This is a genomic window from Chryseobacterium culicis, from assembly GCF_002979755.1.
GTDB classification, from domain to species: domain Bacteria; phylum Bacteroidota; class Bacteroidia; order Flavobacteriales; family Weeksellaceae; genus Chryseobacterium; species Chryseobacterium culicis_A.
The window spans coordinates 2,167,670-2,191,644 of the sequence record NZ_PCPP01000001.1; the positions used below are offsets into that span (position 1 = coordinate 2,167,670).

The following is a 23,975-nucleotide window of genomic DNA, read 5'->3' on the forward strand; positions in this document are numbered from 1 at the left end:
TAAGGCGGAAAAAATCATTCGATTTTTTCCGCCTCTTTTTTATAGTTCATATCTTCGTAAAAAATAAATAATGTTTATTATTTCGCTCACTTATAAGAGTTCTCTTGAAGAGGTAGAAAGACATATTCCCCAACATAATATTTTCCTCGAAAAACATTATGAATCCGGAGTGTTTATCGCATCAGGAAGAAAAGAACCCAGAACAGGAGGAATTATTATTGCCAAAACAGAATCTAAAAAAGATATTGAGCAGATTATTACTGAAGATCCTTTTTATATTCATGAAATAGCAGATTATACCATCACCGAATTCATCCCCTCCAAATACAATGACAATTTTAAAATATTTATAGAAGAATAATGAGATTAATCACCTACAATGTTAATGGAATCAGAGCAGCTTTCACGAAGGATTTTCTAGGCTGGCTGAAGACTGCCGATCCGGATATCATCTGTATTCAGGAGAGCAAGGCAGGAAACGACCAGATAGATATCGAAAGTCTTGAAAAATTAGGATATCACAGTTATTGGCACTCAGCGGTAAAAAAAGGCTACAGCGGGGTCGGAATTGCCTCAAAAATAAAGCCCAATCATGTAGAGTACGGTTGTGGCATCGAAAGCTATGATAATGAAGGAAGAATCATCCGTGCAGATTTCGATGGATTTTCGGCCATCTCCGTCTATGTGCCTTCTGCTTCTAATATTGAGAGACTGGATTTTAAAATGCAGTTTTGCCATGACTTCCTGGAGTATATCAAAAATTTAAAGAAAGAAATTCCTAACCTGATTATATCCGGTGACTTTAATATCTGCCACGAGGCTATCGACATTCACAATCCTGTGGGTCTAAAGAATGTTTCAGGATTTCTTCCTATGGAAAGGGAATGGATGACCAATTTCATCAATGAATGTGAATTGATTGACAGTTTCAGGTTTTTCAATAATGAACCTGATCATTATACATGGTGGAGCTACAGGCAAAATTCAAGGGAAAGAAATAAAGGCTGGAGGCTGGATTATAACTTCACCTCTTATGGTTTAAAAGATAAGCTCAGCAGGGCCGTTATTTTAAAGGAAGCAATACATTCTGACCATTGTCCTGCTTTATTGGAATTGGATCTATAATCAATGTCCTGTTTAACCATACAAAAAGCCAGCTGAATCAGCTGGCTTTTTTTTAATTTAAATCATAAAATTAATCGACAATTTCATATTCGACCGGAATTGTACCATGACTGATATCTCCGATCTCATCGAACGCAGCTTTAGACATATCTAAAGATCTTGATGAATGGAAAGGCCCTCTGTCATTAATTCTTACTATTACCTCTTTACCATTCTTAAGGTTTGTTACCTTAACGTTTGTTCCAAATGGAAGCGTTCTGTTTGCTGCAGTAAACTTTGAGTTATCAAAGATTTCTCCGCTAGCAGTTTTTCTACCGTTAAATTTATCGTGGTAGTACGATGCATAACTTGTTTTTTTCGCATCTAAGGCATTACTCGTAAAAGAATAAACACCTAAGGTTGAAATCATCATTATGATTACGAGAATGAATCTTTTCATCATTTTGAACTTTTATTGGTTTTGACGGGACAAAAGTATCAGGAATCTTTATAAAACCCTACCCAATATGTTAAAAAGAGTTAATAAAACATTAAACAAATGTTAACAAACCCTGCAACACCCTATTAACAGGGCTTTTAGACCACACTGTTAAAAAATGTTAAAAAAAGACCCAAAAAGTTAATATAATTAACTAATTCGCATGGAATTTGAAAAAGTAAAAATAAAAACAAATTGAAAATCAATTAGTTACAAAATTAACAACGTTAAAGAATTGAATCAAAATATTTATTATTAAAATTAAAAATCATAAAATCTGATTCTGGAGAAAACTCCTGATAGAAGATATCTGGCTGTATAAAATCAGGTTTCTGAATCAGATTTTAACAGCATTATATTTTGTTAAAATTTCCGGATTGATTCTTTATTTCAATAATTTCCTGATATACACTAAAAAATTACATCAATATGATTACTTACTGTCAAAAAATAAATGAACGCTATGCCTCTTAAAAGTAAAAAACCAATGATATTCTCATTGGTTTTTATTATGTAATTAAATAAATTTCTTTATTTTAAATATTCTAATACGTAATCGTATGTTCCTGAAGGATACACTACAGACATACTAGGAGATCCTGTAATAGCATTTCCTGGAGTAGCAACTGGATTATAAGAATATAAGCTTCTATCATAAACAGTATTTGTACCTGCTTTATAGATCGTAATTCCGTACATCGTTGTCATTCCTGTAGGAGCCGGAATATTAACTGCAGTAGAAGTACCACTTGCAGTGAAAGTTCCTTTGATTGCAAACAACTGCTTATCAACACCTGGACTTACATTAATAATAGTATTTGTAGTGGTTTCTGCTGTTCCAACGGTTACTTTTGGAGAACCTCCAATTGATACCCATCTACCTGTAGCTACACTTGTAGACTGACCAGGGTTTGAGAAGTAATAAAATCCCGGAACTACAGCAGTTACTACTCCATTTCCAGTAACTGTATTACCAGTAGTTGTATTATATACTACCATACCATCATAAGCAGATGGAAAATTTATCCCATCTAGACTACCTGTTTTAAAAGTAAATTGGGTCAAATCAGTTGAAGGGAAAAGTAAACCTTTGCCATCATTAACTGTAGCATTATTATTTGTAGAAGCATCTAGAAATACATTCTCATTTGGGAACTGATTCGCAATAGCACCATTAGATAAAACCTGAGCACTTGCTAATGTACCAGAGACTACAAAAAGCGCAAATATTATTTTTTTCATTTTGTTTTAAATTAAATATTACAACTAAATTCTATTATCTACCAGAAAGCATAGCCCAAACATTTGTACCAGCCTGATCAACTACGATAAAGCAGAAAGATCCTCCCGAAGTAATTGTACTTGGTAAATTGTTAATAGGCCTTGTAGGGCCAGGTACCGCTGATGAATCCCATCCAACATTTCCAGGTCCGTTAGAAGAAACGCATCTTACTGAGTTTAAAGGAAGAGTGGTAGCATTAGGCAGAAGTAGCTGACTAGTTCCTCCCATTCCAGTTGTAACAACCGAATAATCATCAGCAGCCCACACAATAGGAGCATTAGCTGAGTGAAGTCTTCCCTTTTGAATTTGGAAGTTAGGAGTAGAATTTCCACCTACAGCTTTCCAAACTGAATTTGGAGCATCATAATAATAAAAGCCTACAGCTGTAACATTTGTAGTTTTAGGAGTTGCTGTACCGTCAATCGTTGTAACGAAAGCAAGTGCTCCGTTTTGATCAGCGATATAAGCAGCATCTTTAGCTAATAATTGTGCTCTTGTCATACGAGGGACTAATAAGGCATCAGGTCTTGCATTGTCAGTAGTATTGGCTACTACGTCTAAAGTTGCGGCTGGTGTGGTTGTGTTAATCCCCACTCGCCCCTGTTGAGCCTTAGAAAGGGCCGAAAGGCCAACAAGCATAATTGCTGTTAATAAAAATTTTTTCATAAGTTTTTAAAGATTTTTAATTACATTTTTTTCATCAATATTTCCAAAAGGAAGATACATCTCAACTTGTGAACATTATATCGAAACTAAAAAATCAAATAATAAATTTAATTGATTTTTAGTCTTATTTTAATGATTAACTTACTGAAAGTATATGATTTAAAAATATTGCTTCTTGCGCAAATTTAAGACATAATTTTCGATTTTAAATACATTATAAAAGAAAATTAAAAAATCTTAATTCTATAAAATATTAACAATTTGATTATCAATAAAATAAAAATAACCTAACGAGAAACTTCTATGTTAATTTTCGTTAATAATTTAATTTCAAAAACGCTATTTTTAACTGATTAATAAGCCTTTAGCTAGACTAATTCTCCGTATAAGTCAAATTCTTCAGCAGAGGTAATTTTCACGTCTGCAAATTCACCTATTGAAATATAAGTATCTTCGGCAGAAACCAAAACTGTATTGTCCACATCTGGTGAGTCATACTCTGTTCTTCCGATAAAATAATTCCCTTCTTTACGGTCAAAAATACATCTGAATACTTTACCGATTTTTTCCTGGTTTTTCTCCCACGAAATCTGAGACTGAAGTTCCATAATTTCTTCTACTCTTGCCTCTTTTACTTCCTGTGGAATATCATCTTCCAAAACATGAGCAGTGGTATTCTCTTCGTGAGAATAAGTAAAGCAACCTAATCTGTCAAACTTTTGCTCTCTTACCCAATCTTTAAGCTCCTGAAATCTTTCTTCTGTTTCACCCGGATATCCAACGATAAGCGTTGTTCTGATTGCCATATCAGGAACTTTCTCTCTGAATTTTCCTAAAAGGGCATCCGTTTTTTCATGGGTAGTTCCTCTCTTCATAGATTTCAGTAAATCTGAATTGATATGTTGAAGAGGAATATCTATATAGTTACATACTTTAGGTTCTTCACGGATAATATCAAGAACATCTTCCGGGAAGCCGCTTGGGAAGGCATAGTGAAGACGAATCCATTCCACACCTTCTACTTTTACCAATTCTTTTAAAAGATCACCCAACGCTCTTTTTTTATAAAGATCCAACCCATAATAAGTAAGATCCTGAGCGATAAGAATTAATTCTTTTGTTCCTTTTTTTGCCAGTTTCTGAGCTTCTGAAACCAACTTTTCGATAGGTGTTGAAATATGTCCTCCTCTCATCAATGGGATTGCACAGAAAGAGCATGGTCTGTCGCAGCCTTCAGAAATTTTAAGGTATGCGTAATGTTTAGGAGTTGTTGTTAATCTTTCTCCTACCAGCTCATGTTTATAATCTGCTCCAAGGTGCTTTAAAAGTACCGGAAGGTCTCTGGTTCCGAAATATTGATCTACATCCGGGATTTCTTTGATCAAATCCGGTTTATATCTTTCGGATAAACATCCTGTAACGAATACTTTTTCAACCTCGCCTCTGTTTTTAGCGTCCACATAATCAAGGATAGTATTGATAGACTCTTCTTTAGCATTATCAATAAATCCGCAGGTATTGATGACAACAATGTCCCCACGGTCTTCGTGAACCACTTCTTTGCCATTGGCCTTCAGCTGGCTCATTAATACTTCAGAATCATATACATTCTTGGAACATCCAAGAGTGACTACATTGATTTTCTTCTTCCCTACAGATTTTGTACGCATCGTTTTGATTTTGAGTCTGCAAAGATACAAAATATTGGAGAGTTAAGATTAAAAAAGTAAAAACCACTTTATAAAAGTGGTTTTCAGGGATATGCTTTAAAAGTTTTTTTCTTTAAATCCAGGAGCGTTCTCGTCTTTTTCAGAAAGGATGGCATCTTTTTCGTCTACCTTCCAGTCGATATCAAGATCGGGATCATTGAATTTTACACTGCCTTCTGATTCTTTGTTGTAAAAATTGTCACATTTATAAGAAAATACAGCGTGGGTACTCAGCACAGAAAACCCGTGCCCAAAACCTCGCGGTACATAAAGCTGTAATTTATTTTCAGCAGTAAGTTCTATTCCGAACCATTTTCCAAATGTAGGAGAATCCTCTCTAAGGTCTACAGCCACGTCCCAGACGCTTCCTTCAAGACAAGAAACTAATTTTGCCTGAGCATGTTCTCCTTTCTGAAGATGTAATCCTCTTAATACTCCATAGGAAGATTTGGAAATATTATCCTGTACAAAGTGCCCGTTCATTCCGGTAAGTTCCTCGAATTTTTTTTCGTTGAACTTTTCAAAGAAGTATCCTCTTTCATCCTCAAATATGGTAGGCTCTATGATGTAGCAGTCTTTAAGCGGGGTTTCTTTAATTTTCATAATAGTTAAAAACTCTATTTCAATGTGGTTATTAATGTTTTAAACAAAATTTTTGTATCGTTTTTAAAAGACATATTTTCAAAATAGTCCAGATTCATTTTTACTTTGTTCGGAAATAATACTTCATCATTATATGTTAAAGGATCTTTCTGGTTTTTCAGAAGATTTTCTTCATCTCTGTATTTGATGCTCGCTTCACAGGTAAGCCCGGGTTTGAGTTCCAAGACTTTTCTATCTGCTCCGGCGAGTTTGTCATAATACCCTTCGATATCCGGTCTGGGACCGACAAAACTCATTTCGCCTTTTAAAATATTAAACAATTGCGGAAATTCATCCAGCTTGAATTTTCTGAGTGTCTGCCCTACTTTTGAGCATGTTCTCGTCTCTTCATGAATTGTTTTAAATTTAAAAATGGTAAAAGGTTTTCCATACTGCCCTATTCGGGTCTGAAAAAAAATTCCATTGGAAGAGGTGTCCCAACTTGCAATCACAAATAAAATGATCAGTACCGGCATAAGAAAGAAGATCAATATTGCCGCTAGGGTAAAATCAAAAACCGCTTTCCAATATGTATACTGATTCATTAAATTCGATGATATTAAATTCCAAAGTAAGTATGCACTACTTTTGTGATTCTTTCTCTGTCATCATCTGACAGATTAGAGCCTGAAGGAAGACATAATCCGTTATCAAAAAGCTTTTCAGAAATATTCCCTCCATAATAAGGTGAGGTTTCAAAAATCGGCTGTAAATGCATTGGTTTCCACAGTGGTCTTGATTCAATATTATCTTCTAAAAAGGCAAATCTTAAACCTTCTCTGTTTTTCCCTGTAGTTTCAGGATCAACAATGATTGCAGATAACCAATGGTTTGAATAAAAATCATCTCCCGGCTCTGAAAATACTGTTACGCCCTCAATATTCTTGAAAAGGTCAACATAGAAATTGTGCATTGCTCTGCGGGCCTCCACTCTGTCCTTAAGCACTTCCATCTGTCCTCTTCCTATTCCTGCAACAATATTGCTCATTCTATAATTGAACCCAATCTGCGAATGCTGATAGTGAGGTGCATTGTCTCTTGCCTGTGTAGAAAGGAAAACGGTTTTATCTTTATCTTCCTGAGTGTGACAAACCAAAGCTCCACCTCCTGAAGTGGTAATAATTTTATTCCCATTAAAACTTAAGACTCCGAAACGTCCGAATGTTCCGCATGCCTGTCCTTTATAGGTAGAACCAAGAGCTTCAGCAGCATCTTCTATCACAGGAATCTGAAATTCCTGAGCAATCGCTGTAATTTCGTCCATTTTTGCAGGCATACCATATAGATGAACTATAATGATTGCTTTAGGCTTTGTCCCTTTCTGGATTCTGTCTTCAATTGCTTCTCTTAATGCTTTCGGGCACATATTCCATGTATCCGGCTCACTGTCAACAAAAACAGGTATTGCTCCGCAATATGCAATAGGATTGGCGGACGCAGAGAAAGTCATTGACTGGCAGATCACCTCATCACCATGTACAATTCCACATTCAACAAGAGCAAGATGTAATGCTGCAGTACCTGCAGAAAGTGCTGCCACTTTTGCATTTTCACCTAAAAACTCCTCCAGATCAGTTTCAAATCCGTTAACATTAGGTCCCAGTGGGGCTACCCAGTTTTCCTCAAATGCTTCGTTGATATATTTTTGTTCATTCCCTCCCATATGTGGTGAGGATAACCAGATTTTAGTATTCATATTTTTGATTAGTAACTTGTTTATATAATATTTTTCTTGATAATTCTCCCCGGATTTCCCACTACAACTGAATAATCAGGAATATCATTAATAATAACTGCTCCGGCACCTATTACACACCATTTTCCTATTTTGATTCCCTGAATGACCAAAGCCCCTATTCCAATCTGAGAGCCTTCTTCTACTTTCACTCCTCCGGCAAGTGCAGAGTTGGGTGAAATATGGACAAAGTCTTCAATCACACAATCATGATCTACAGATGCATTGGTATTGATGATACAGTGTTTTCCAATGGTAGTATCTGCATTGATGACAACGCCTCCCATGATTACAGTTCCCTCTTCTATTTTCACAGAGCCTGAAATAATTGATTTTGGGTGTACTAAGACATCAATTTTATTCTTAATTTGTTCTGCGATTTTCTTGCGGGTAAGGTTATTTCCAATTGAAATAATAAGCTTTTCCTTATCATCCGGTACATGATTCAATACAGGAAATCCATAGCATTCCTTTTTAGTGGCATCCTGATCTATGAATGCCTTAATTTTTATGTCATTAGCAGCAGCAATATCTGCAATTACCTTTCCATGTCCACTTGCTCCAAATAAATACATAGCTATCAATTAATTTCCTTGAAATGGTTCTATGGTTACATGCCCTTCAGCGGACACTCCTTCTCTTATAAATACTTTCTTGGCGGTAAGAAAAAAGATTTTGCAATCTAGCATCAATGATATGTTTTCCACATACCACACATCATAGTCAAATTTTTGATTCCATGATATTGCATTTCTCCCGTTTACCTGTGCCCATCCTGTGATTCCGGGTCTTACTTCATGTCTTCGTGCCTGATGTTCATTATAAAGTGGCAGATATTGTACGAGAAGAGGTCTGGGACCGATAAGTGACATATCTCCCTTTAAGACATTGATCAGCTGTGGAATTTCATCCAAAGATGTTTTACGGACGAACGAACCTATTGCTGTTAATCTTTCTGCATCTGATAAAAGGTTTCCGTGGGAGTCCTTTTTATCATTCATTGTTTTAAACTTTATAATCTTAAATACCTTTCCTTTTTTCCCAGGTCTTGACTGAAAGAAAAAGGGTTTTCCATCATTGGCCAGGAATAATCCTACCATCACAATAAGAAAAATTGGAAGTAATAAGGTAATTCCCATCAGAGAAAATACAAAGTCTAAAATCCTCTTTAAATAATTTTTATACATTCTTAAAAGTTAGATATATTGGTCATAATACATGGTGAGTAACGACTCAGGCTTCTTCTGTTTTTGCTGTATAACTAATTCCAATAATCATTGAACTAAAGTACAAAAATTCCGGTATATTAAAAAGGTTACAGGATGTTTGTACAAGTGTAAAATATTGTAGGAATAAAGCAAAAATCAATTTATAGTATATATTACTTTTTTTTATGTTCCAAAATAGAGAAGCATTTTGTAATACAGGCAAAAACTTTAGAAAATAAATAATTAACCCTAAAATTCCGGTGGCCATTAAAAGCTCTAAAAAAATATTATGGGGATGCACTCCGTCCTCAAACAATATCCTTCCTCCCAGAAAAGGGTTTGAATTAAAGATTTCAATAGCCTTGGTATATAATGGTCCTCTGCTGGATGTATCTCCATGGGCAATCCATTTATACATTCTGTTGAAGCTTGTTATTTGTCCGTCTCCATATTGTTCATGCAGAATAATCAACCCTATAAATAACAAGATTGATGTAACAGCATATAGCAAATATTTTTTATTTCCTTTTAAAAGAACCATGTAAAAAGAACATACAAAAATAGCTATTAACGGACTTCTCGCCATCGATTGAATCACATTAAAAAGCCCTAAAAAAAGGCAGAAGAATAAAAAATAGGATTTGTAATCTTTTTTACAAAACAAAAGCAAAAATAGGGATATAATAAATAATGAGGCTCCTATATGCCCATACATAATGTAGTAGGTACTAAAAATATGATCTAATTTGATATAACCATATATATAGTTTACCACGAGAAGACCACATAAAATACTGATACAATACTTTGTGATGCTTTTGAAATCTACTTTACGGTAGTCAATACATAATAAAGCAGTACTTGGTAACAGGATCATAAAGAGGATTCTGAAAAGATCTTCATTCTGCGATGCTATTACATCCTGATTAAACGGATAGTTTTTAAACGAATAGATAAGCTTGATGATGTAAAAAACCCAAAACCCGGCAAGGCTTATCATTGAAATATTTTTACAACTAATATTTCTCCTTTCTCTATAGATGATGAATACAGAAAAGGCAATAATAAAGATTCGATAGGGAATAGAAAAGTTCCTGGGATTCATTTCCAAAGGCTTGGCAAAAGAAATGGCAATAGTATTTCCTACTATAACAGATAACAGGAATAGTTTATCAATGAAATTATTATTAACCGTAATTTTCAAAATAAAGCCTCTATTTATATTTCAATCTATGCAAAACTACTTCTTTTGCTTTACAGAATGAAATAAAATGGCATCCATATATTTTTTTCCCAGCACCGGATACGTTCTGTTTTCAAAAATCCACTTTCTGCCTCTGTCACCTATCTCCATTCTTTCTTCTGCGCTCATATTGGCATAATACAGGATTGCATTTTTAATATCCTCTGCAGATGTACTGTTGATAAATTTACCGCAATCCGCTTCATTAATCATAGAAGGATATCCGGTATAAGAGGCAATAATAGGTTTTGCAGCCAGCATATATTCCACTACTTTGTTCATAGATTGTCCGTAGTCCCAAACTTTTGAATCTTTAGTAGACAAGTACAGAATATCACAAACCTGAAGAAAATATTTAACTTCATTTTGCTGGATTCTTTGTAAAAATGTTACGTTCGAACAATCTTTGAGCTGTTCTTCATAAGATGCTCTGAGATCACCACTTCCAACAAGTACAAAATGGATATTACTGTTCTCCTTCATCATTTGTATTGTTTCAATAAAAGGTTCCAAAGCATTGGTAACTCCCATACTGCCTGCATAGCCAATAATTACTTTGCCGGGTGGCACAACTTCTGAAAAAGGATTTTTTTCTTTCAGGAATTCTTCGGAATAATTTTCAGGATCAAATCCTAATGGTGAGCAATGAAATGGCTTTTTGTATCCCAGTAATTCTTCCACATGCAAATCCAATCTTGGCATTGTTCCAGCTACCAGATCTGCTTTTTTATATCCAAACTTTTCGATAAATCCTATCAATAAAACAAGAGGGTGCGATTTGGAAAAGCCAGCTTCCTCCGTCATCGTTAACGGCCAGATATCACGGATTTCAAAAACTAAAAAACTGCCAAACTTCTTTTTCAGATAATATCCATAAATAATAGAAAAAATTGAAAGTGAAGAAATAATGACAGCATCAGGTTTTCCCATATTAGAAAGCTTCATTGAGAAAAGCTTTCTTTCAAAATCAAACCAGGACAAAATTCTGTCTATCGATGCGGTTTTGGTATATTTTTTTGTTTTAATCCATCTTATAGCTACCCCATCCTGCTCTTCATCATTATAAATCTTGTCAGTTTCAGGACAATTGGTAAAATGATTTGAATCTGAAGTGATCATGAGGGTATTATTTCCCTGTCTTTTAAATTCTCTTGCCAGATAAAATAAACGTGAAGGTACTTTTGCATATTGCGGTGGTGAGGCATATTTGGAAATTAGCCAGATATTTTTTTCCATTTTATTACTGCAAGGTTGGTTTTTTAATTGGATCAATTAGGAAATCAAGCATAATTGCTTCATTCAAAATATTGCTGTTATTAAGATTTTTAATGCTCAGGCTGTTTTCAAGCTGATTAAAGTCTGATACAAAATCTTTTACTTTATCTTTTCGCTCCAGAATATTTGATTTTATTCTTTCTCCCACCCCATCATTCACCCAATTCTGGGTAACATCAAAGCCTCTTTTTAAACGGTTTTTGAGGATATATCCCGGTACATCTTTCTTCATCATCTCCCGTAGTATCCATTTTCCATATCCATGTTTAATTTTAAGCAAATCCGGCAATGCTAAAGCAAACTCCACCAGTCTGTAATCCATAAATGGCAGTCTGCTTTCAATAGAAAAATACATTGAGTTTCTATCTTCATATCTTAAAAGTGAAGGAATACTATATTTTTGAATATCTGAGATCTGTCTGTCTGATAAAGATGTATTTTCAAACAGATTTAAAGAAATGTCAGGTAAGCAATCAAGGAATGCAGTATCTTTTCCTGTTGTTTTCAGATATCTGTTTTTCTCATTCCAATAGGTCTTTATTTGTTTGGTTTCGAATAGCAGCATAAGTGCCAGTGAGTGAAAGTATTGTAAGCCGGGTAGGATTTCCTTTTTTTCGATCGCTTTTTTCAGTGCCACTACGAAAAACTTTCTGTATCCGGCAAAAATTTCATCACCTCCCTGGCCTCCTAATAAAACTTTAATGTTCCTTTCTTTTACCTGCTTGTATACTTCATGCTGTGCTATAATGCTTAATCCCAGAAATGGAGATTCTTGTGCCTCCATTGTCTGATCATAAATATTGCCCATCTCCTGCGCGGTGTAAGAGTGGTGAATATACTCAACATTAATATTTTTATCTTTTGCAAATTTGTTGATAACAGGTCCTTCTGATTTCGGGTGATCCGGAGCGCCATAGCTGAATGCCATTAGATGATCCACTTCTTTCGCTGTAATGGCTGCTATAGAGGAAGAGTCCACTCCTCCACTTAAAGAAATTGCCAGAGGAACATCACTTCTCAGACGTATTTTTGTTGAATTTTCCAACAGGGCTTTCCCTTGGGAAATGAGTTCATCTGAGCTTAATGACTCCAGTTCTTTTCTTTTTTTTGCCACCTGCTCTTCCAGAGAATACCATGTCTTTGTCTCTATTTTCAGTTCTCCCTCCAGCTTGCATTTCATTAATGATCCCGGCAAAAGATATTTTACATTCTTGAAAGGGGTTCTGTCTTCATATCCTTCAAAAAAACCAAATCTTATTCCGCTGGAACAATATTCCAAATCTATATCCTGATTTATTTGCTTCGCTACAGAGGCAATGGAAGAGGAAAATAACAGCTGGCCATCAAAAAAAGTATAGATTAACGGCTTCACTCCAAATCGGTCTCTTACAAGATAAAATTCTCCTTTAATCTTATCAAACATCCCGAAAACAAACATTCCGTTCAGTTTATTCAGGCACTCTTCTCCCCAGCATTCCCAAGCTCTTAGAAGAACTTCTGTATCTCCTTTTGTTCTGAAAGCAAACCCATTGGCAATTAATTCTTCTCTAATTTCCTGATAGTTATATATTTCACCGTTAAAAGTGATAGTATATCTTTCATCCTCAGAAATCATAGGCTGATTAGATGCTCCTGAAAGATCTATAATCGCCAGCCTTGAGTGCGCTAACGTTACTGACCAATCTGCATATTCTGTTTTTTCAACTGCATAGTAATCCGGCCCTCTTCTTCGTATATAATTATGTAAATCACTTCCTTCATTAAAATCGAGGTTTTGTGATCTTTTAAATTCTATTGCTCCTGTTATTCCGCACATATTAGTTTGATAAAACTTTTTGATAAAACGTTAATAATTTGTCAGACTGGCTTTCCCATGAAAAATTTTCATAGACTAACTTTTGTCCCACTTCACCCATTTGTTTCGCTGTTTCTTTATTAAGCATGAAATAATCAATAGCATCTGCTATTTCCTTAGGTTTTTGAGGGTCTACAAAAATACAACAGTCACTTCCTTTCAATAAACTTCTCCAATAGGGAAAATCTGAGGCAATAAAAGGAATTCCTGCCACCATGTATTCGAACATTTTTATTGGAAGACTCACCAAAAATGTTGGGATCGGATGTAAAGTAACCACTCCTACCATAGAACGGTTATAGATATTTTCTACGTCTTCAGAGTTTATGTATCCAAAATCATTAACAAGATGATAATTCTTATGTTCTTTTACTTCTTTTTCCAGCGTAGGAGAAGAATACATTCCCGCAAGATTCAGTCTGGCCTCTGATTTTGTAATCTCCAATGAATCCATAAGTTCTTTAATTCCTCTTGTATCATCAATAGATCCCACATAACATACTTCATTCTTTTTTTGATCCCAGGAAATATGTTCTTGTTTCTTATCGGATAAGATGGGATAGTTATTGATATTTTCTGTTTGTTTGGCAAACTTTTTAAAATAATTTTCAATATGAGGAGTAGCCCCAATCACCCCATCTATTTTTTTACAGGCATAACGCTCGAAATTCTCATAGAACAGGGAGATGATATTTGAAACAGGAGATTTTAAATAGGGTGAAACCAAAATAGTATTTACCGTATCTTCGTGAGAATCAAAGATTACTTTTTTATTTAGCTTTTTTAGTTTCTTCGCTATTAAAAGCAATTCGGGATCATGCAGATGAAATACATCTGCATTGAGTTCCTTAGCTTTATTAAAAATTTTAGCTGTAGTCTGTGTAATTCTTTTTATTCTACCTGATGGGGCACCTATATCTATAATTTCCACATTGTCTATCACCTCATTACCTTTACCGTCAGCAACAACTAAGGTTACCTTAACATCTTTGGATGCCAGACTTTTACACATCTTATGAAATATCCTGGAATCATTTCTTGGATGGACACTCGTGAGATGGCATATGTGAAATCTATATTTTTTATTCATTAATTGTTTTTTGGACTTGAAATTCAACACTACAACACCAGATTATTTCAGATTTACAATCTCCTGAAAAAAGCCTTTATCATGAGTGATATAGGCACTCTGTTCAGCATAATAAGGAAATTTGTTTTCTATTCTTTCATACATAGTATCGACTTCCTTTGTATTCAACATTTTCCACCATCCTATAAAAATATGTTCAAAGTTTTGAGAAGGCTGAATACCTTTTTTCCCATCTTTAATATCACTTCGAAAACTACTGTTATTGCCGTCTATATAATTATTGAAAGTATAAATACTACTTCTGGAATCATAAACTGCAATATTAGTTATCAACTGGTTTGAAAGTAAAGTGGTTAATTTTCCCAAATAGCTATATTTTATTTTATCATCTTGAAAATTAAGTTTCAACAGATGTAAATAAGCAGACATTCTTGAAAAATGAGAAGCATCCCAGTTGACACTTTGGCTTTTCTCCAGAGCTACATCCTGAAAATCCGGATGATCACGCCAAATATTGGGCTGCAAGTACCATGCTTTATTATCTTTAATGCTTACTTCTTTCTTCAATACCTGGTAGAATCTATCTTTAATAGAGACTAAATCAGGAGTTATGGTTTGCTTTGCCTCTTTTTCAATCAGTAAAAGACTTACGCCTGTTCCCATAACGTAGAGCTCAAAATCAGTAATTGCTCTGTAATAGCTTAAATTACCATTAAAGTTCCCACTTAAGATATAATCTATCCTTTGTTTGACTCCATAAAATTTCTTTGATTCCGCATCCCAAATGTTTGCAGGATTTTTATTCCAATAATATAATACTTCACTTTTTATGAAATCATACATCTTGGTATTTTCGGCATTACCTTTTATACCACTTCTTCTTAAATATTCTGAAACAGTAAAATAAAAGGTTCTTTTAGCCAAATCATCAGCCTGCGAATTCTTTTTTACAATAAGTAATGTATTATAAGTAAACAGCTTCTGAAATTTATTTATTAACTCATTATTTTGAGTATCATAAGCATATTGCATAGGAACATACAAAAGAGCTGAACTATCATAAACAGAGCTGTACCACTTGGACAGTTGAGTCTCAGAGCTAAATACATCAGTATAAAAATCCAACATTTTGGAAATCTCCTTAACGCTTAAGTTTTTGTTCGTAAATGTGGGATTATCCGATGTAAATATTAATTTATTCTGTATTGCTGGTGCTGGTTTAAAAATAGGCATAGCCAAACAGAAAGAACTACTATACATCCAATAAGTAAATAATAAAGTAATCTTAAAAATAAAGGTAGAGCTTTTCATTTACGAACAAAAATTTAAATTATTTTTCAGTATACAATTTCGGAATTTTATTCACGATTTTAATTACTCTTTCAAAATCGAGTCCTAAAGTATCCAGGTACCATCTGATATTCTGATAACGGGGAGTATTTTCTATTCCCACAAGTTCTAAGGCTCTTTCTCTTGTTATTTGCCCTTCTCTAATCTGATTACTTCTGAACGTGTCATGCTCTGTAAAGCCAGCTACAGTATAATATACATAATTATAAAAAGCTGCTGTACCATCACCAATTCTCCAGGTAGTAGTAGTATCTATTGCCTTTTCCCAATTATAATCGTTTAAAAGGGTATTATCCACCTGCTCTTCATCCCATCTCCAATAATCAAAAATGTGGTAGTAATCCTGTTTTTCTGTAAAACTACGATAGTATTCTCCAGATAGAGTGTCCCAAAGTGAACTATTAAAATATCCCGGGCTCTCCATCATGGCTCTGAACCTTTTAGAATGGTATCTCAGCTGCTTCATCGCACCATGGCTGTATACTCTTTTTTCTTCAAAATCAGGTTCAATATCTAAAAATCCTGTTTTAAAGTGAGTTACTTCTAATGGATTTACTCCCCACAGATTAAGATTGATTCCCGTTTGCTTTTTAATATCTTCTACATGTCTGAAGAAGTGTTTATCTCCAGCGGTTAGCATTGCCATCATTCCTAAATGAGGTGATTTAAGCCATGCTTCCAGATTCATTCTGATATTCTTTCTTTTGAGTGAGATGTCTGCAGCAACAATAATATTTTCTACACCAAGATCTGCACACATACGGCTGATATTTCTTCGGCCAAGATCCGTTACCATTCCCCAATCATAGGTATAGGTAACAGGTTTCATTTCCAGTTCTTTTACAATAAGGTGCAGTCCATAGCAGCTGTCTCTACCTCCTGAAAAGGGAACAATACAATCCAGTTCTTTTCCTTTTCTTCTGTAGGGCTCAACCAGCTTAAATAATTCTTCTTTCGGTTTAGGATTATTTCTCGGTTTGTAGCTTTTACAATAATTACAGACCCCAGCTTCATCGAATTTTATAAAAGGCATGGTCTCAGGAAGAATACATTTGGTGCATCTCTTGATATCAAGTTTTTTATATTCAAGCAGGTTTTCTTCAATAGTATTGAATTTAAACTCAGGGATTAAGTCTTCTACTCTGCTTTTTTCATCTATAACCGTAAGGTTTTCTTTTGAGACAGGAATATCCAGAATCAAGGATTCTTCTTTTATCTGGGTAATGTTTTCGCATCCTATAATTTTAAGGCCATAGCTTTCTGATGCAAAATAAGTTTTATCCTCATTGTATCCTACGTATAAGCTGCCATTATTAGAGAATAAAAGGAGTTTTCCTTTTTCAGGCAGAGCAAGAGCGCAGGCAATAACTCCCTGGCATAAAGAAAGTACTTCTTTAGGAAGGTCTTCTATTTTGTTCTCACTATTAGTAAGAAATTCTTCTGCAATAGCTACAATGGCTTCAGAATCAATTTTTAATTGTCTGCTTACTGATAACTTACTCCAGACTTCGTCTTCGTTAACTATAATACCATTATGTATCGCACATATATTACCTCTAATCACGGGTTGATTATCTCCCAGTCCGTTGGTAATTAATCTGCTATGTCCTAAAACAATATTGTTATTATAGGGTTTTACCTTATTCAGTAATTTTTCAATGCTGTAATCAGCTCTGTTTACCTTATATTGGTTATTTTGATAATAAATCAAACCACTAGAGTCTACTCCTCTTTGTTCGGAGTGTTTTACCAGAGTTTGAAACTTCTGTTTATTAATACTGGTGTTCGATACGACACCAAAAATTCCACACATTTGTTTTTTTTCTTTTTTTAAATTAAACCTTTATAAATAATATTTATGGAAACTTATATACGTATAATCTGGTTTTATAAAATTAATATTATACATTTTCTAAGGTATTTCAAGTATATTTTTAATTAGCTATTCCTACTTTGTATCTCTTCTCAGATATAAAAAACATAATCCATATAATACTGCATCTCCAGGAATCAAAAGAATTACTCTTATTGTCTTCTAAATAAAATAATAAAACAATAATAAATAAAATCAGCATATCCTTATTCCTTTTGGAAATAGAATAATTTCTAAGAAAGAATAATATATATACCGATAGATATAATAACCCTGCTAGTATTCCCAATTCCATCATTGATTCAACAAACAAATTATGTGGATAATTGCTCACATCAGCACCATCAAGTATAAATCCTGAGCTTCCAATTCCTAATCCAAAAAAAGGATGATTTAATACTGATTCCAATCCTATTTCAAGAAAGTTTCCTCTCACTGATAAGCTCGCATCATCATTACCAGCTTTAAATATATTAAAGCGTTCAAAATCTACATTTTGAAATGCAAAAGTATAAATATTCTCTCCAAAAATAAGTATGGTAAAAAATAATGTTCCTATTGCAAACCCTGTTTTATAATTTATTTTATAATTTTTAAGATTCAAAGTAAAGAAAACGATTAAGGATAGTACCAAATTAATGATAGGCCCTCTTCCTCCAAGTTGAAATAATAGAAATAATATTGATAATCTGTACACTGCAACATACCATGTTAACTTGCTTGCCAGAGAAAAAATAAAACATGCACAAAGCATAATTCCAATAACTAAATAGGTAGGAACTTTATCTACCAACAATTCTGAATCATGAAATATAATAAACATATTATTCAGATACAGATAAAACAATGCTATAATCATTAATCCTCCAATAATATACATCAATAATTTCAATTCAGAAAAAATAGATTTTTTAAATACAATAATCGGATAAACGACTGTAAACATATTTAAAATAATAGCGAGGGTTTTGGATTTAGCGTACTCAGTAGATATTGAATACAGATTGGAAACAATAAAGATCAGGCTGAATACAGTAATTAAAATGACAATTGGGCGGTCATGTTTTTTGAGCGGAACAATTTCACGTATTTCAATAAGTATTAATGCCGTACAAACCAAAAGAGATAATAATGTCAAGTCTATTGGAATAGGTAACCACTTCAGAGATCCTGAGAAAACAAAAATAAAATAAATAAATACTTTAAAAAATACAAATTTGTCGGTAAATAAAGACATATTTCTCAATTAGAATTGGTTTTTAACAAAATTAGGCAATTTTCCATTTATTATAATCAATCATGATATGATATAAAATCTTTGTTTTATTGTCATTGTAAGTTCCTATTGTTTCGTATTATATTGTGAAATAAATCTTATATATACTTCCTGATACCATTTTGGGTCTCTGAAAATTCTGTCATTATGCCAAAGTATAACGAAATCACCTTCTACTCTTTTTGTTATTTTAAAAAGATTTTCCAATACCTCAAAAGCTTTATTCATAGAATATTTCTGATAATGCCTCAATGTAGCATCCATAACGATCAGAGGCTTCTCTAGAATATTATAAGGTTGATCTTTTTTAAAATTGTACGGGTAAAATTCGTGTGCTGTACCACATTTAAATCCTTCATGTTCTGCAAACCCCATAGTATAATCGACTTTTACACCACATTTTTCAAGATTTTCAAAAGTTACTCTTCGGTCAAATCTAAGATAATGCTGCCTTGCAAATACAATATCTCTTCCCGATGTATTTCTAAGCCTCTCTATTTCATCGTTCATAATCGTAACATCTCTGAACGTATTAAAGCCGGGATGAATGCCAAAGAGCATATCTGCATCTGTAATTTTAGACATCAACGCTAAAACATTATTATCTATATCCTGTCCTTTATCAAATTGAGATGGCTTTGCTGTCATAAAGAAAAAAACTGATTTTAAGTCATATTTTTTTGAATCTTTATACAATTGCTCTATTCCTTTAAGGTACTGATCTTCTTTTTTAGAAAAAATAGTTTTTAACATATTCAGTATTGAACTGCATAGTTGTAAAGGTCTTTTTTCTCTAATAGCTTCTCCAACTAAAGTTTTAATTGATGTAAAAAAGCCATCAAATCTATAAAGATCATCTATATCATGAGTAGGAACAAGTATTGTTGACCTTACTGAAGGGGTAAAACTTTGTACTTCATTTTTAAGAATTTTCCTGATCAGAAATGCATATTCATCAACTACAGGTATATTAATCAGATTATATTTATAGACTAAGCTATCTGTGTATCTAAATCTGTCAAATTCATCTCGTATTTCAGATGTCCATTCATCATAACAGGATAATAATACGAAAGATAAAGTAATGATGTCATAATTGATTTGAATATATCCATTGCTATATTCATACAGGTCATTTATATTTTCATCAATAACCGGAATAGTATAATCGTCATCATATGAAGGTATATATTTCATATGAGCTTTACCGTCTATTAAATTAACCAATTTATCCTGTGAACATAGCTTAAATTTAATTTTTATTCCTTCAACCTGGATAATTACATTATCTTCAGATAAAGACTCTAACGTTGGAGAAACGGTATAGCCAAATGCAATTTTCAATAAAAATTTAATTGTATATAATACTGCATTTTCTGTTCGCAAACTTTTTAACATTATTGTAAATTATAATAGGCTGGTTAATTTATACATTACGCCCCGAAAGAAACAAAAACAATTTTAATAATGAAGAATTTGTTTTAGACACTTCAAAATAGGCTTTTTGTTCTGTTCCATACAATCTAAATGCGCTTTCTACATTTTTTATCATACTTCCTTCAAAATCATAAGATTGGGTTTTATCACCCAAAAATTTGATGGATTCAAAAATCAAGCATGAAAATGAATTTGACTGTCGGAATTTTGGATTAATTGCTGAAATTAAATGATAGGCTGAATTACTATCCCATATTAAGAAAAGTGAAGTATGTTTATTACCTTCCTCATCATAAGCACTCATAATACACCCCATATTTCTTTCCTTACTGGCTTTATATATTGAGTAAAATAATTCTTCGCTATATGATATTTCCTGCCCAACCTCTTTCAAGCATTTTTTATGGAATTGATAAAATTCTTTATAATCTTCATCCAGCTTTACTGATATTTTTCCTTTTGCATCTTTAATGCTTTTTCTTTTATCATATGAGAAAGATGCCAATACTTTATCAGGATCAGATATATCCGGTATTACATAAGTATATTTAGTTGTACACTGAAAGCCAGCCCAATAAAAGGGCAACCAATTGGTAATAGAATAATGAAAATGCTGGATAAAATAATCAAACTGTGGCAATTTTTGAATTAAGTCTTCCATTACCTTTATCTCGTTACTTATTTTACTACTTTTCTTTGATGTATCTTTGTTAGTTCTTATCCATGGTCCTAAAGTCTGAGTTTGGTGCGGGAGAGTAAGAATATTAAATTTCTTTTTAACTTTCTTTTTGTAGTAAGGTAATGATCCGATAATAGTATCTCCTTTTTCAGATAATATCACATCCCAATTATTTTCTCCGCATACAGCATCCAGCCACCAATATTTTGAAAATAAAGGAATTGACTCTTCATTATCACATAATTCAATATATTTTCTTTTATTTTCTCCTAACATCACTAATAATTTATTTTTTAAAAATCATGGATATTTCATCTTCATTCTCAGATTCTATGACAAAGCCAAATGATTTATATAGCGAAATTGCTCCCGTATTATCAGAAACTACGTTTAAACTTATAATTTTAAAAAAATTTCCAAGCTCAGAAATACTGTCTGATAGGATTTTTTTTGCAAATCCTTTTCCCAAATAATTATCTTCTACAGCAATGCCTTTTAAATGAATTTCATTGTTATCTCTTGCTATATAAAGAGCATATGCAATACATACATCATCTTTTATTATGGTATATAAGGACCTGTTTTTGTGTGTATATAAGTATAATTTAGTAAGATTATCAATTTGTCCAAATTTTCTGTTATGCAAATTAATAATATTTACAATATCCTTTTTATCATTTTTTTTATAGACCAGATTCCTAACAATTCTAAAAGACCTGATAACGGCTAATACACTTAATAATTTTTGCATATTTATTTACCTTTAGAAAAATGATACGACAATAAGATATTAATTAAATACATGATGGAATATCCCAGTGAAAAGATAATTAAAGTTGTTTTTATATCAAAAAATAATGAACCTAAAACAACAATCGTTATATTTAAAGCAAATAAAAAAATCTGCCATAAAAAATCTACTCTTTGTTTTTCTGTAATCAAAAAGACAACAGAAAGAGGATTAGATAAAAACTGAAAAAAATACATTGGAGTCATATATCTGGCATAGTATCCTGCAGTAATCCATTTTTCGCCGAAAATAATTCTAAAAATATCCGGAGCAAAAATAAAAAACAAAATAAAAGGAACGATACTCAGTTTTAAAAGTGTTTTAAGTGTTGTAGTATATATTGTGTGGCAATTCCCAGTACTGATATAATGCCTGGCCGCTTCTTCTCTGAAAACATTTCCGATTGATCCTGCCATTAGACTGAGTGGCGCTGTAGCAATTCTATTAGCAAATCCATAAAATCCAAGTATAGAATTTCCAAAGTAATAATTAATTATCAAACCAGGAGCTTCATAAGCTGAAGTGTTAAAGAAATGAGCTGCTACTAAAAATTTCGGAAAATTAATATATCTTTTTGCAACATATGAAAGTCTTTTTTTTGAAATCCTGAATGTAGATATATCCTTCCAATTCGCACTCTTTCCATATAAAAACAATGCAGTCAATTGTCCTGAAATCCTTCCTAATATAAGTCCTTGAGGCCATTTAAAAATCCCAAGCAAAATACTAATACCAGATGTTATAATACTTTCAGAGATTTTATTAAATGATATCTTCTTATACTGTCTTTTTCTATTAAACCAGTAAAGAAGTGAGCTTAAATTTGCATTAATAAATACCAATAAAGGTACAAGGAATAAGACAGAAGAAGCATGCGAAAGATTAAATGTTTTTTGAAAAAAAGAATTAAAAATAACAATTACCGGCAATAAAAAAATACAGAATACAGCAGAGATTATAGCAACCAAATATAAAATTTGTTTAGCCCAAATAGAATTTTTCGGCAATAGAATAGCAAGTTCATATCTACCTGTTGCAAATACTGTAAGTACATTAACAATACTTAAAAGTATAGTATAATCACCAAAACTTTCGGGGTCATAAACTCTTGAAAGTATTGGTGTTATAAGCAATAGGATTAATTGAGCAAAAGCTGTTCCCGACAATAATGTCAGAATATTCTTAAAATACTCAGATTTAGACGCTATTGTTTTGTCGATTAAACTATTTATAAATCTTTTGATCATGTTGATTTCAAGCTATAAATCCTTTCGATAATATCCACCACTTTCAGTCCTTCTAAAGCATTAGTAGTGATGGTATTTCTGCCTTTTAATACATCTACAACATTTTCAATAATATAATGATGGTTTGCTGCAGATCCTTTATAAGCACCATAATCATTTCCAGGGTTTGTTGGAGCTAATTCTGGCATTACATAGTCTTTTATATTACAAACTTCTACTTTGTCCATATATTGTCCTCCAATTTTCACAGATCCATTCTCTGCAATGATCGTCATAGAACTTTCAAGGTTCTGATTCCAAACAGAAGTAGAATAATTTAATGATCCCATTCCTCCATCTACAAAATCAAAGCTAACGAAACCTGAGTCTTCAAAATCAGTAAGCGTTTCATGATTAAAATCTGCAAATTTTGCCTGAATATTAGTAATATCACCAAACAGCCAGTACATGATATCGATAAAGTGAGAAAACTGGGTAAACAAAGTTCCTCCATCCAGATCTTTCTTTCCATGCCATGATTCCGGCTTATAATATCGGTTATCACGGTTCCAGTAGCAATTAAGCTGAACCATATATATATTCCCAAGTTTTCCGCTCTCAACCATTTCTTTCACCCATGCGGAAGGAGGTGAATATCTGTTTTGCATCACGGCAAAAACTTGTTTATGCTTGTGCAAAGCCTGAAAAATAAGTTTTTCAGCATGCTGTTTTTTCAGAGCCATTGGCTTTTCTACCACAACGTGCTTTCCTGCATCTATCACTTTATAAGATTGCTCAAAATGAAATCCGTTTGGAGAAGCGATATTAACTACATCCACTTCAATTCCGGAAGCTAAAAATTCATCTAGTGATGCAAAAAAGGGAACGTCATAATTTTCAATTCCCAATGCAGATTTATCTTTAACATCAATCAGTCCTACCAACTCACATTCATCATTTCTTGAGATCATTTCGGCGTGTCTTTTTCCGATATGCCCGCAGCCCACAACTGCAAATTTTATTTTTTCACTCATTT

The 23,975-nt window shown here is 33.1% G+C and carries 23 protein-coding genes; 2 read left to right on the plus strand and 21 right to left on the minus strand.

Annotation, left to right across the window (positions count from 1 at the left end):
* Positions 1 to 70: 70 nt before the first annotated feature.
* Positions 71 to 361 carry a YciI family protein gene (locus CQ022_RS09810; RefSeq protein ID WP_105681223.1) on the plus strand — a complete coding sequence of 97 codons (291 nt, stop codon included), beginning with the start codon at positions 71 to 73 and terminating at the stop codon, positions 359 to 361.
* On the plus strand, positions 361 to 1,125 hold the full coding sequence (locus CQ022_RS09815) for an exodeoxyribonuclease III (RefSeq protein ID WP_105681224.1): 765 nt from the start codon (positions 361 to 363) through the stop codon (positions 1,123 to 1,125). Before CQ022_RS09810 ends, CQ022_RS09815 begins: the two co-directional genes overlap by 1 nt.
* A gap of 70 nt (positions 1,126 to 1,195) precedes the next feature.
* Here the strand turns inward: CQ022_RS09815 and CQ022_RS09820 are convergent, their stop codons facing one another.
* The 21 genes from CQ022_RS09820 to CQ022_RS09920 form a co-directional block, all read right to left on the minus strand.
* Positions 1,196 to 1,567 carry a septal ring lytic transglycosylase RlpA family protein gene (locus tag CQ022_RS09820; protein WP_105681225.1) on the minus strand — a complete coding sequence of 124 codons (372 nt, stop codon included), beginning with the start codon at positions 1,565 to 1,567 and terminating at the stop codon, positions 1,196 to 1,198.
* Between the two features lie 567 nt (positions 1,568 to 2,134).
* The gene (locus CQ022_RS09825) at positions 2,135 to 2,845 is read right to left on the minus strand and encodes a hypothetical protein (RefSeq protein ID WP_105681226.1); all 711 of its coding nucleotides are present in this window, start codon (positions 2,843 to 2,845) and stop codon (positions 2,135 to 2,137) included.
* Between the two features lie 34 nt (positions 2,846 to 2,879).
* Positions 2,880 to 3,551, minus strand: coding sequence for a hypothetical protein (locus CQ022_RS09830; RefSeq protein ID WP_105681227.1), 672 nt, complete (start codon positions 3,549 to 3,551; stop codon positions 2,880 to 2,882).
* 368 nt (positions 3,552 to 3,919) lie between these two features.
* Entirely contained in the window at positions 3,920 to 5,221 is a 1,302-nt protein-coding gene (rimO, locus tag CQ022_RS09835) for a 30S ribosomal protein S12 methylthiotransferase RimO (RefSeq protein WP_105681228.1), read from the minus strand.
* A gap of 96 nt (positions 5,222 to 5,317) precedes the next feature.
* Positions 5,318 to 5,863 (minus strand): dTDP-4-dehydrorhamnose 3,5-epimerase, encoded by a 546-nt coding sequence (gene rfbC / locus CQ022_RS09840; protein WP_105681229.1) that lies wholly within the window; start codon positions 5,861 to 5,863, stop codon positions 5,318 to 5,320.
* 14 nt (positions 5,864 to 5,877) lie between these two features.
* Positions 5,878 to 6,447: a sugar transferase gene (locus CQ022_RS09845; RefSeq protein WP_105681230.1), complete on the minus strand. Its 570-nt coding sequence runs from the start codon at positions 6,445 to 6,447 to the stop codon at positions 5,878 to 5,880.
* Positions 6,448 to 6,461: 14 nt separating this feature from the next.
* Positions 6,462 to 7,598: an aminotransferase class I/II-fold pyridoxal phosphate-dependent enzyme gene (locus CQ022_RS09850; RefSeq protein WP_105681231.1), complete on the minus strand. Its 1,137-nt coding sequence runs from the start codon at positions 7,596 to 7,598 to the stop codon at positions 6,462 to 6,464.
* A 20-nt stretch (positions 7,599 to 7,618) separates the two neighbouring features.
* Positions 7,619 to 8,212, minus strand: coding sequence for an acetyltransferase (locus tag CQ022_RS09855; RefSeq protein ID WP_105681232.1), 594 nt, complete (start codon positions 8,210 to 8,212; stop codon positions 7,619 to 7,621).
* A 9-nt stretch (positions 8,213 to 8,221) separates the two neighbouring features.
* A complete protein-coding gene (locus CQ022_RS09860; RefSeq protein ID WP_105681233.1) occupies positions 8,222 to 8,824 on the minus strand; it encodes a sugar transferase in 603 nt (200 codons plus the stop codon).
* A gap of 46 nt (positions 8,825 to 8,870) precedes the next feature.
* A complete protein-coding gene (locus tag CQ022_RS09865) occupies positions 8,871 to 10,049 on the minus strand; it encodes an O-antigen ligase family protein (protein WP_105681234.1) in 1,179 nt (392 codons plus the stop codon).
* A gap of 36 nt (positions 10,050 to 10,085) precedes the next feature.
* The gene (locus CQ022_RS09870) at positions 10,086 to 11,324 is read right to left on the minus strand and encodes a glycosyltransferase family 4 protein (protein WP_105681235.1); all 1,239 of its coding nucleotides are present in this window, start codon (positions 11,322 to 11,324) and stop codon (positions 10,086 to 10,088) included.
* Between the two features lie 4 nt (positions 11,325 to 11,328).
* A complete protein-coding gene (asnB, locus tag CQ022_RS09875; protein ID WP_105681236.1) occupies positions 11,329 to 13,179 on the minus strand; it encodes an asparagine synthase (glutamine-hydrolyzing) in 1,851 nt (616 codons plus the stop codon).
* 1 nt (position 13,180) lies between these two features.
* The gene (locus tag CQ022_RS09880; protein WP_105681237.1) at positions 13,181 to 14,308 is read right to left on the minus strand and encodes a glycosyltransferase; all 1,128 of its coding nucleotides are present in this window, start codon (positions 14,306 to 14,308) and stop codon (positions 13,181 to 13,183) included.
* A gap of 42 nt (positions 14,309 to 14,350) precedes the next feature.
* On the minus strand, positions 14,351 to 15,436 hold the full coding sequence (locus CQ022_RS09885) for a hypothetical protein (RefSeq protein ID WP_123864418.1): 1,086 nt from the start codon (positions 15,434 to 15,436) through the stop codon (positions 14,351 to 14,353).
* Positions 15,437 to 15,638: 202 nt separating this feature from the next.
* On the minus strand, positions 15,639 to 17,471 hold the full coding sequence (locus CQ022_RS09890; RefSeq protein WP_105681239.1) for a glucosamine 6-phosphate synthetase: 1,833 nt from the start codon (positions 17,469 to 17,471) through the stop codon (positions 15,639 to 15,641).
* Between the two features lie 121 nt (positions 17,472 to 17,592).
* Entirely contained in the window at positions 17,593 to 18,768 is a 1,176-nt protein-coding gene (locus CQ022_RS09895; protein WP_105681240.1) for an O-antigen ligase family protein, read from the minus strand.
* A gap of 105 nt (positions 18,769 to 18,873) precedes the next feature.
* Positions 18,874 to 20,205: a polysaccharide deacetylase family protein gene (locus CQ022_RS09900; protein WP_105681241.1), complete on the minus strand. Its 1,332-nt coding sequence runs from the start codon at positions 20,203 to 20,205 to the stop codon at positions 18,874 to 18,876.
* Positions 20,206 to 20,233: 28 nt separating this feature from the next.
* Positions 20,234 to 21,199 carry a methicillin resistance protein gene (locus CQ022_RS09905; RefSeq protein WP_105681242.1) on the minus strand — a complete coding sequence of 322 codons (966 nt, stop codon included), beginning with the start codon at positions 21,197 to 21,199 and terminating at the stop codon, positions 20,234 to 20,236.
* 10 nt (positions 21,200 to 21,209) lie between these two features.
* Positions 21,210 to 21,674, minus strand: coding sequence for a GNAT family N-acetyltransferase (locus CQ022_RS09910; RefSeq protein ID WP_105681243.1), 465 nt, complete (start codon positions 21,672 to 21,674; stop codon positions 21,210 to 21,212).
* A gap of 2 nt (positions 21,675 to 21,676) precedes the next feature.
* Positions 21,677 to 22,960 carry a lipopolysaccharide biosynthesis protein gene (locus CQ022_RS09915; RefSeq protein ID WP_105681244.1) on the minus strand — a complete coding sequence of 428 codons (1,284 nt, stop codon included), beginning with the start codon at positions 22,958 to 22,960 and terminating at the stop codon, positions 21,677 to 21,679.
* The gene (locus tag CQ022_RS09920) at positions 22,957 to 23,973 is read right to left on the minus strand and encodes a Gfo/Idh/MocA family protein (protein WP_105681245.1); all 1,017 of its coding nucleotides are present in this window, start codon (positions 23,971 to 23,973) and stop codon (positions 22,957 to 22,959) included. The genes CQ022_RS09915 and CQ022_RS09920 overlap by 4 nt, the downstream gene beginning before the upstream one ends.
* Between the last annotated feature and the right edge of the window lie 2 nt (positions 23,974 to 23,975).

Coding starts and splice junctions, on each gene's coding strand:
- CQ022_RS09810 (WP_105681223.1), top strand. CDS start 71: ATGTTTATTATTTCGCTCACTTATAAGAGTTCTCTTGAAGAGGTAGAA.
- CQ022_RS09815 (WP_105681224.1), top strand. CDS start 361: ATGAGATTAATCACCTACAATGTTAATGGAATCAGAGCAGCTTTCACG.
- CQ022_RS09820 (WP_105681225.1), bottom strand. CDS start 1,567: ATGATGAAAAGATTCATTCTCGTAATCATAATGATGATTTCAACCTTA.
- CQ022_RS09825 (WP_105681226.1), bottom strand. CDS start 2,845: ATGAAAAAAATAATATTTGCGCTTTTTGTAGTCTCTGGTACATTAGCA.
- CQ022_RS09830 (WP_105681227.1), bottom strand. CDS start 3,551: ATGAAAAAATTTTTATTAACAGCAATTATGCTTGTTGGCCTTTCGGCC.
- rimO (WP_105681228.1), bottom strand. CDS start 5,221: ATGCGTACAAAATCTGTAGGGAAGAAGAAAATCAATGTAGTCACTCTT.
- rfbC (WP_105681229.1), bottom strand. CDS start 5,863: ATGAAAATTAAAGAAACCCCGCTTAAAGACTGCTACATCATAGAGCCT.
- CQ022_RS09845 (WP_105681230.1), bottom strand. CDS start 6,447: ATGAATCAGTATACATATTGGAAAGCGGTTTTTGATTTTACCCTAGCG.
- CQ022_RS09850 (WP_105681231.1), bottom strand. CDS start 7,598: ATGAATACTAAAATCTGGTTATCCTCACCACATATGGGAGGGAATGAA.
- CQ022_RS09855 (WP_105681232.1), bottom strand. CDS start 8,212: ATGTATTTATTTGGAGCAAGTGGACATGGAAAGGTAATTGCAGATATT.
- CQ022_RS09860 (WP_105681233.1), bottom strand. CDS start 8,824: ATGTATAAAAATTATTTAAAGAGGATTTTAGACTTTGTATTTTCTCTG.
- CQ022_RS09870 (WP_105681235.1), bottom strand. CDS start 11,324: ATGGAAAAAAATATCTGGCTAATTTCCAAATATGCCTCACCACCGCAA.
- asnB (WP_105681236.1), bottom strand. CDS start 13,179: ATGTGCGGAATAACAGGAGCAATAGAATTTAAAAGATCACAAAACCTC.
- CQ022_RS09880 (WP_105681237.1), bottom strand. CDS start 14,308: ATGAATAAAAAATATAGATTTCACATATGCCATCTCACGAGTGTCCAT.
- CQ022_RS09885 (WP_123864418.1), bottom strand. CDS start 15,436: ATGTTGGATTTTTATACTGATGTATTTAGCTCTGAGACTCAACTGTCC.
- CQ022_RS09890 (WP_105681239.1), bottom strand. CDS start 17,471: ATGTGTGGAATTTTTGGTGTCGTATCGAACACCAGTATTAATAAACAG.
- CQ022_RS09895 (WP_105681240.1), bottom strand. CDS start 18,768: ATGTCTTTATTTACCGACAAATTTGTATTTTTTAAAGTATTTATTTAT.
- CQ022_RS09900 (WP_105681241.1), bottom strand. CDS start 20,205: ATGTTAAAAAGTTTGCGAACAGAAAATGCAGTATTATATACAATTAAA.
- CQ022_RS09905 (WP_105681242.1), bottom strand. CDS start 21,199: ATGTTAGGAGAAAATAAAAGAAAATATATTGAATTATGTGATAATGAA.
- CQ022_RS09910 (WP_105681243.1), bottom strand. CDS start 21,674: ATGCAAAAATTATTAAGTGTATTAGCCGTTATCAGGTCTTTTAGAATT.
- CQ022_RS09915 (WP_105681244.1), bottom strand. CDS start 22,960: ATGATCAAAAGATTTATAAATAGTTTAATCGACAAAACAATAGCGTCT.
- CQ022_RS09920 (WP_105681245.1), bottom strand. CDS start 23,973: ATGAGTGAAAAAATAAAATTTGCAGTTGTGGGCTGCGGGCATATCGGA.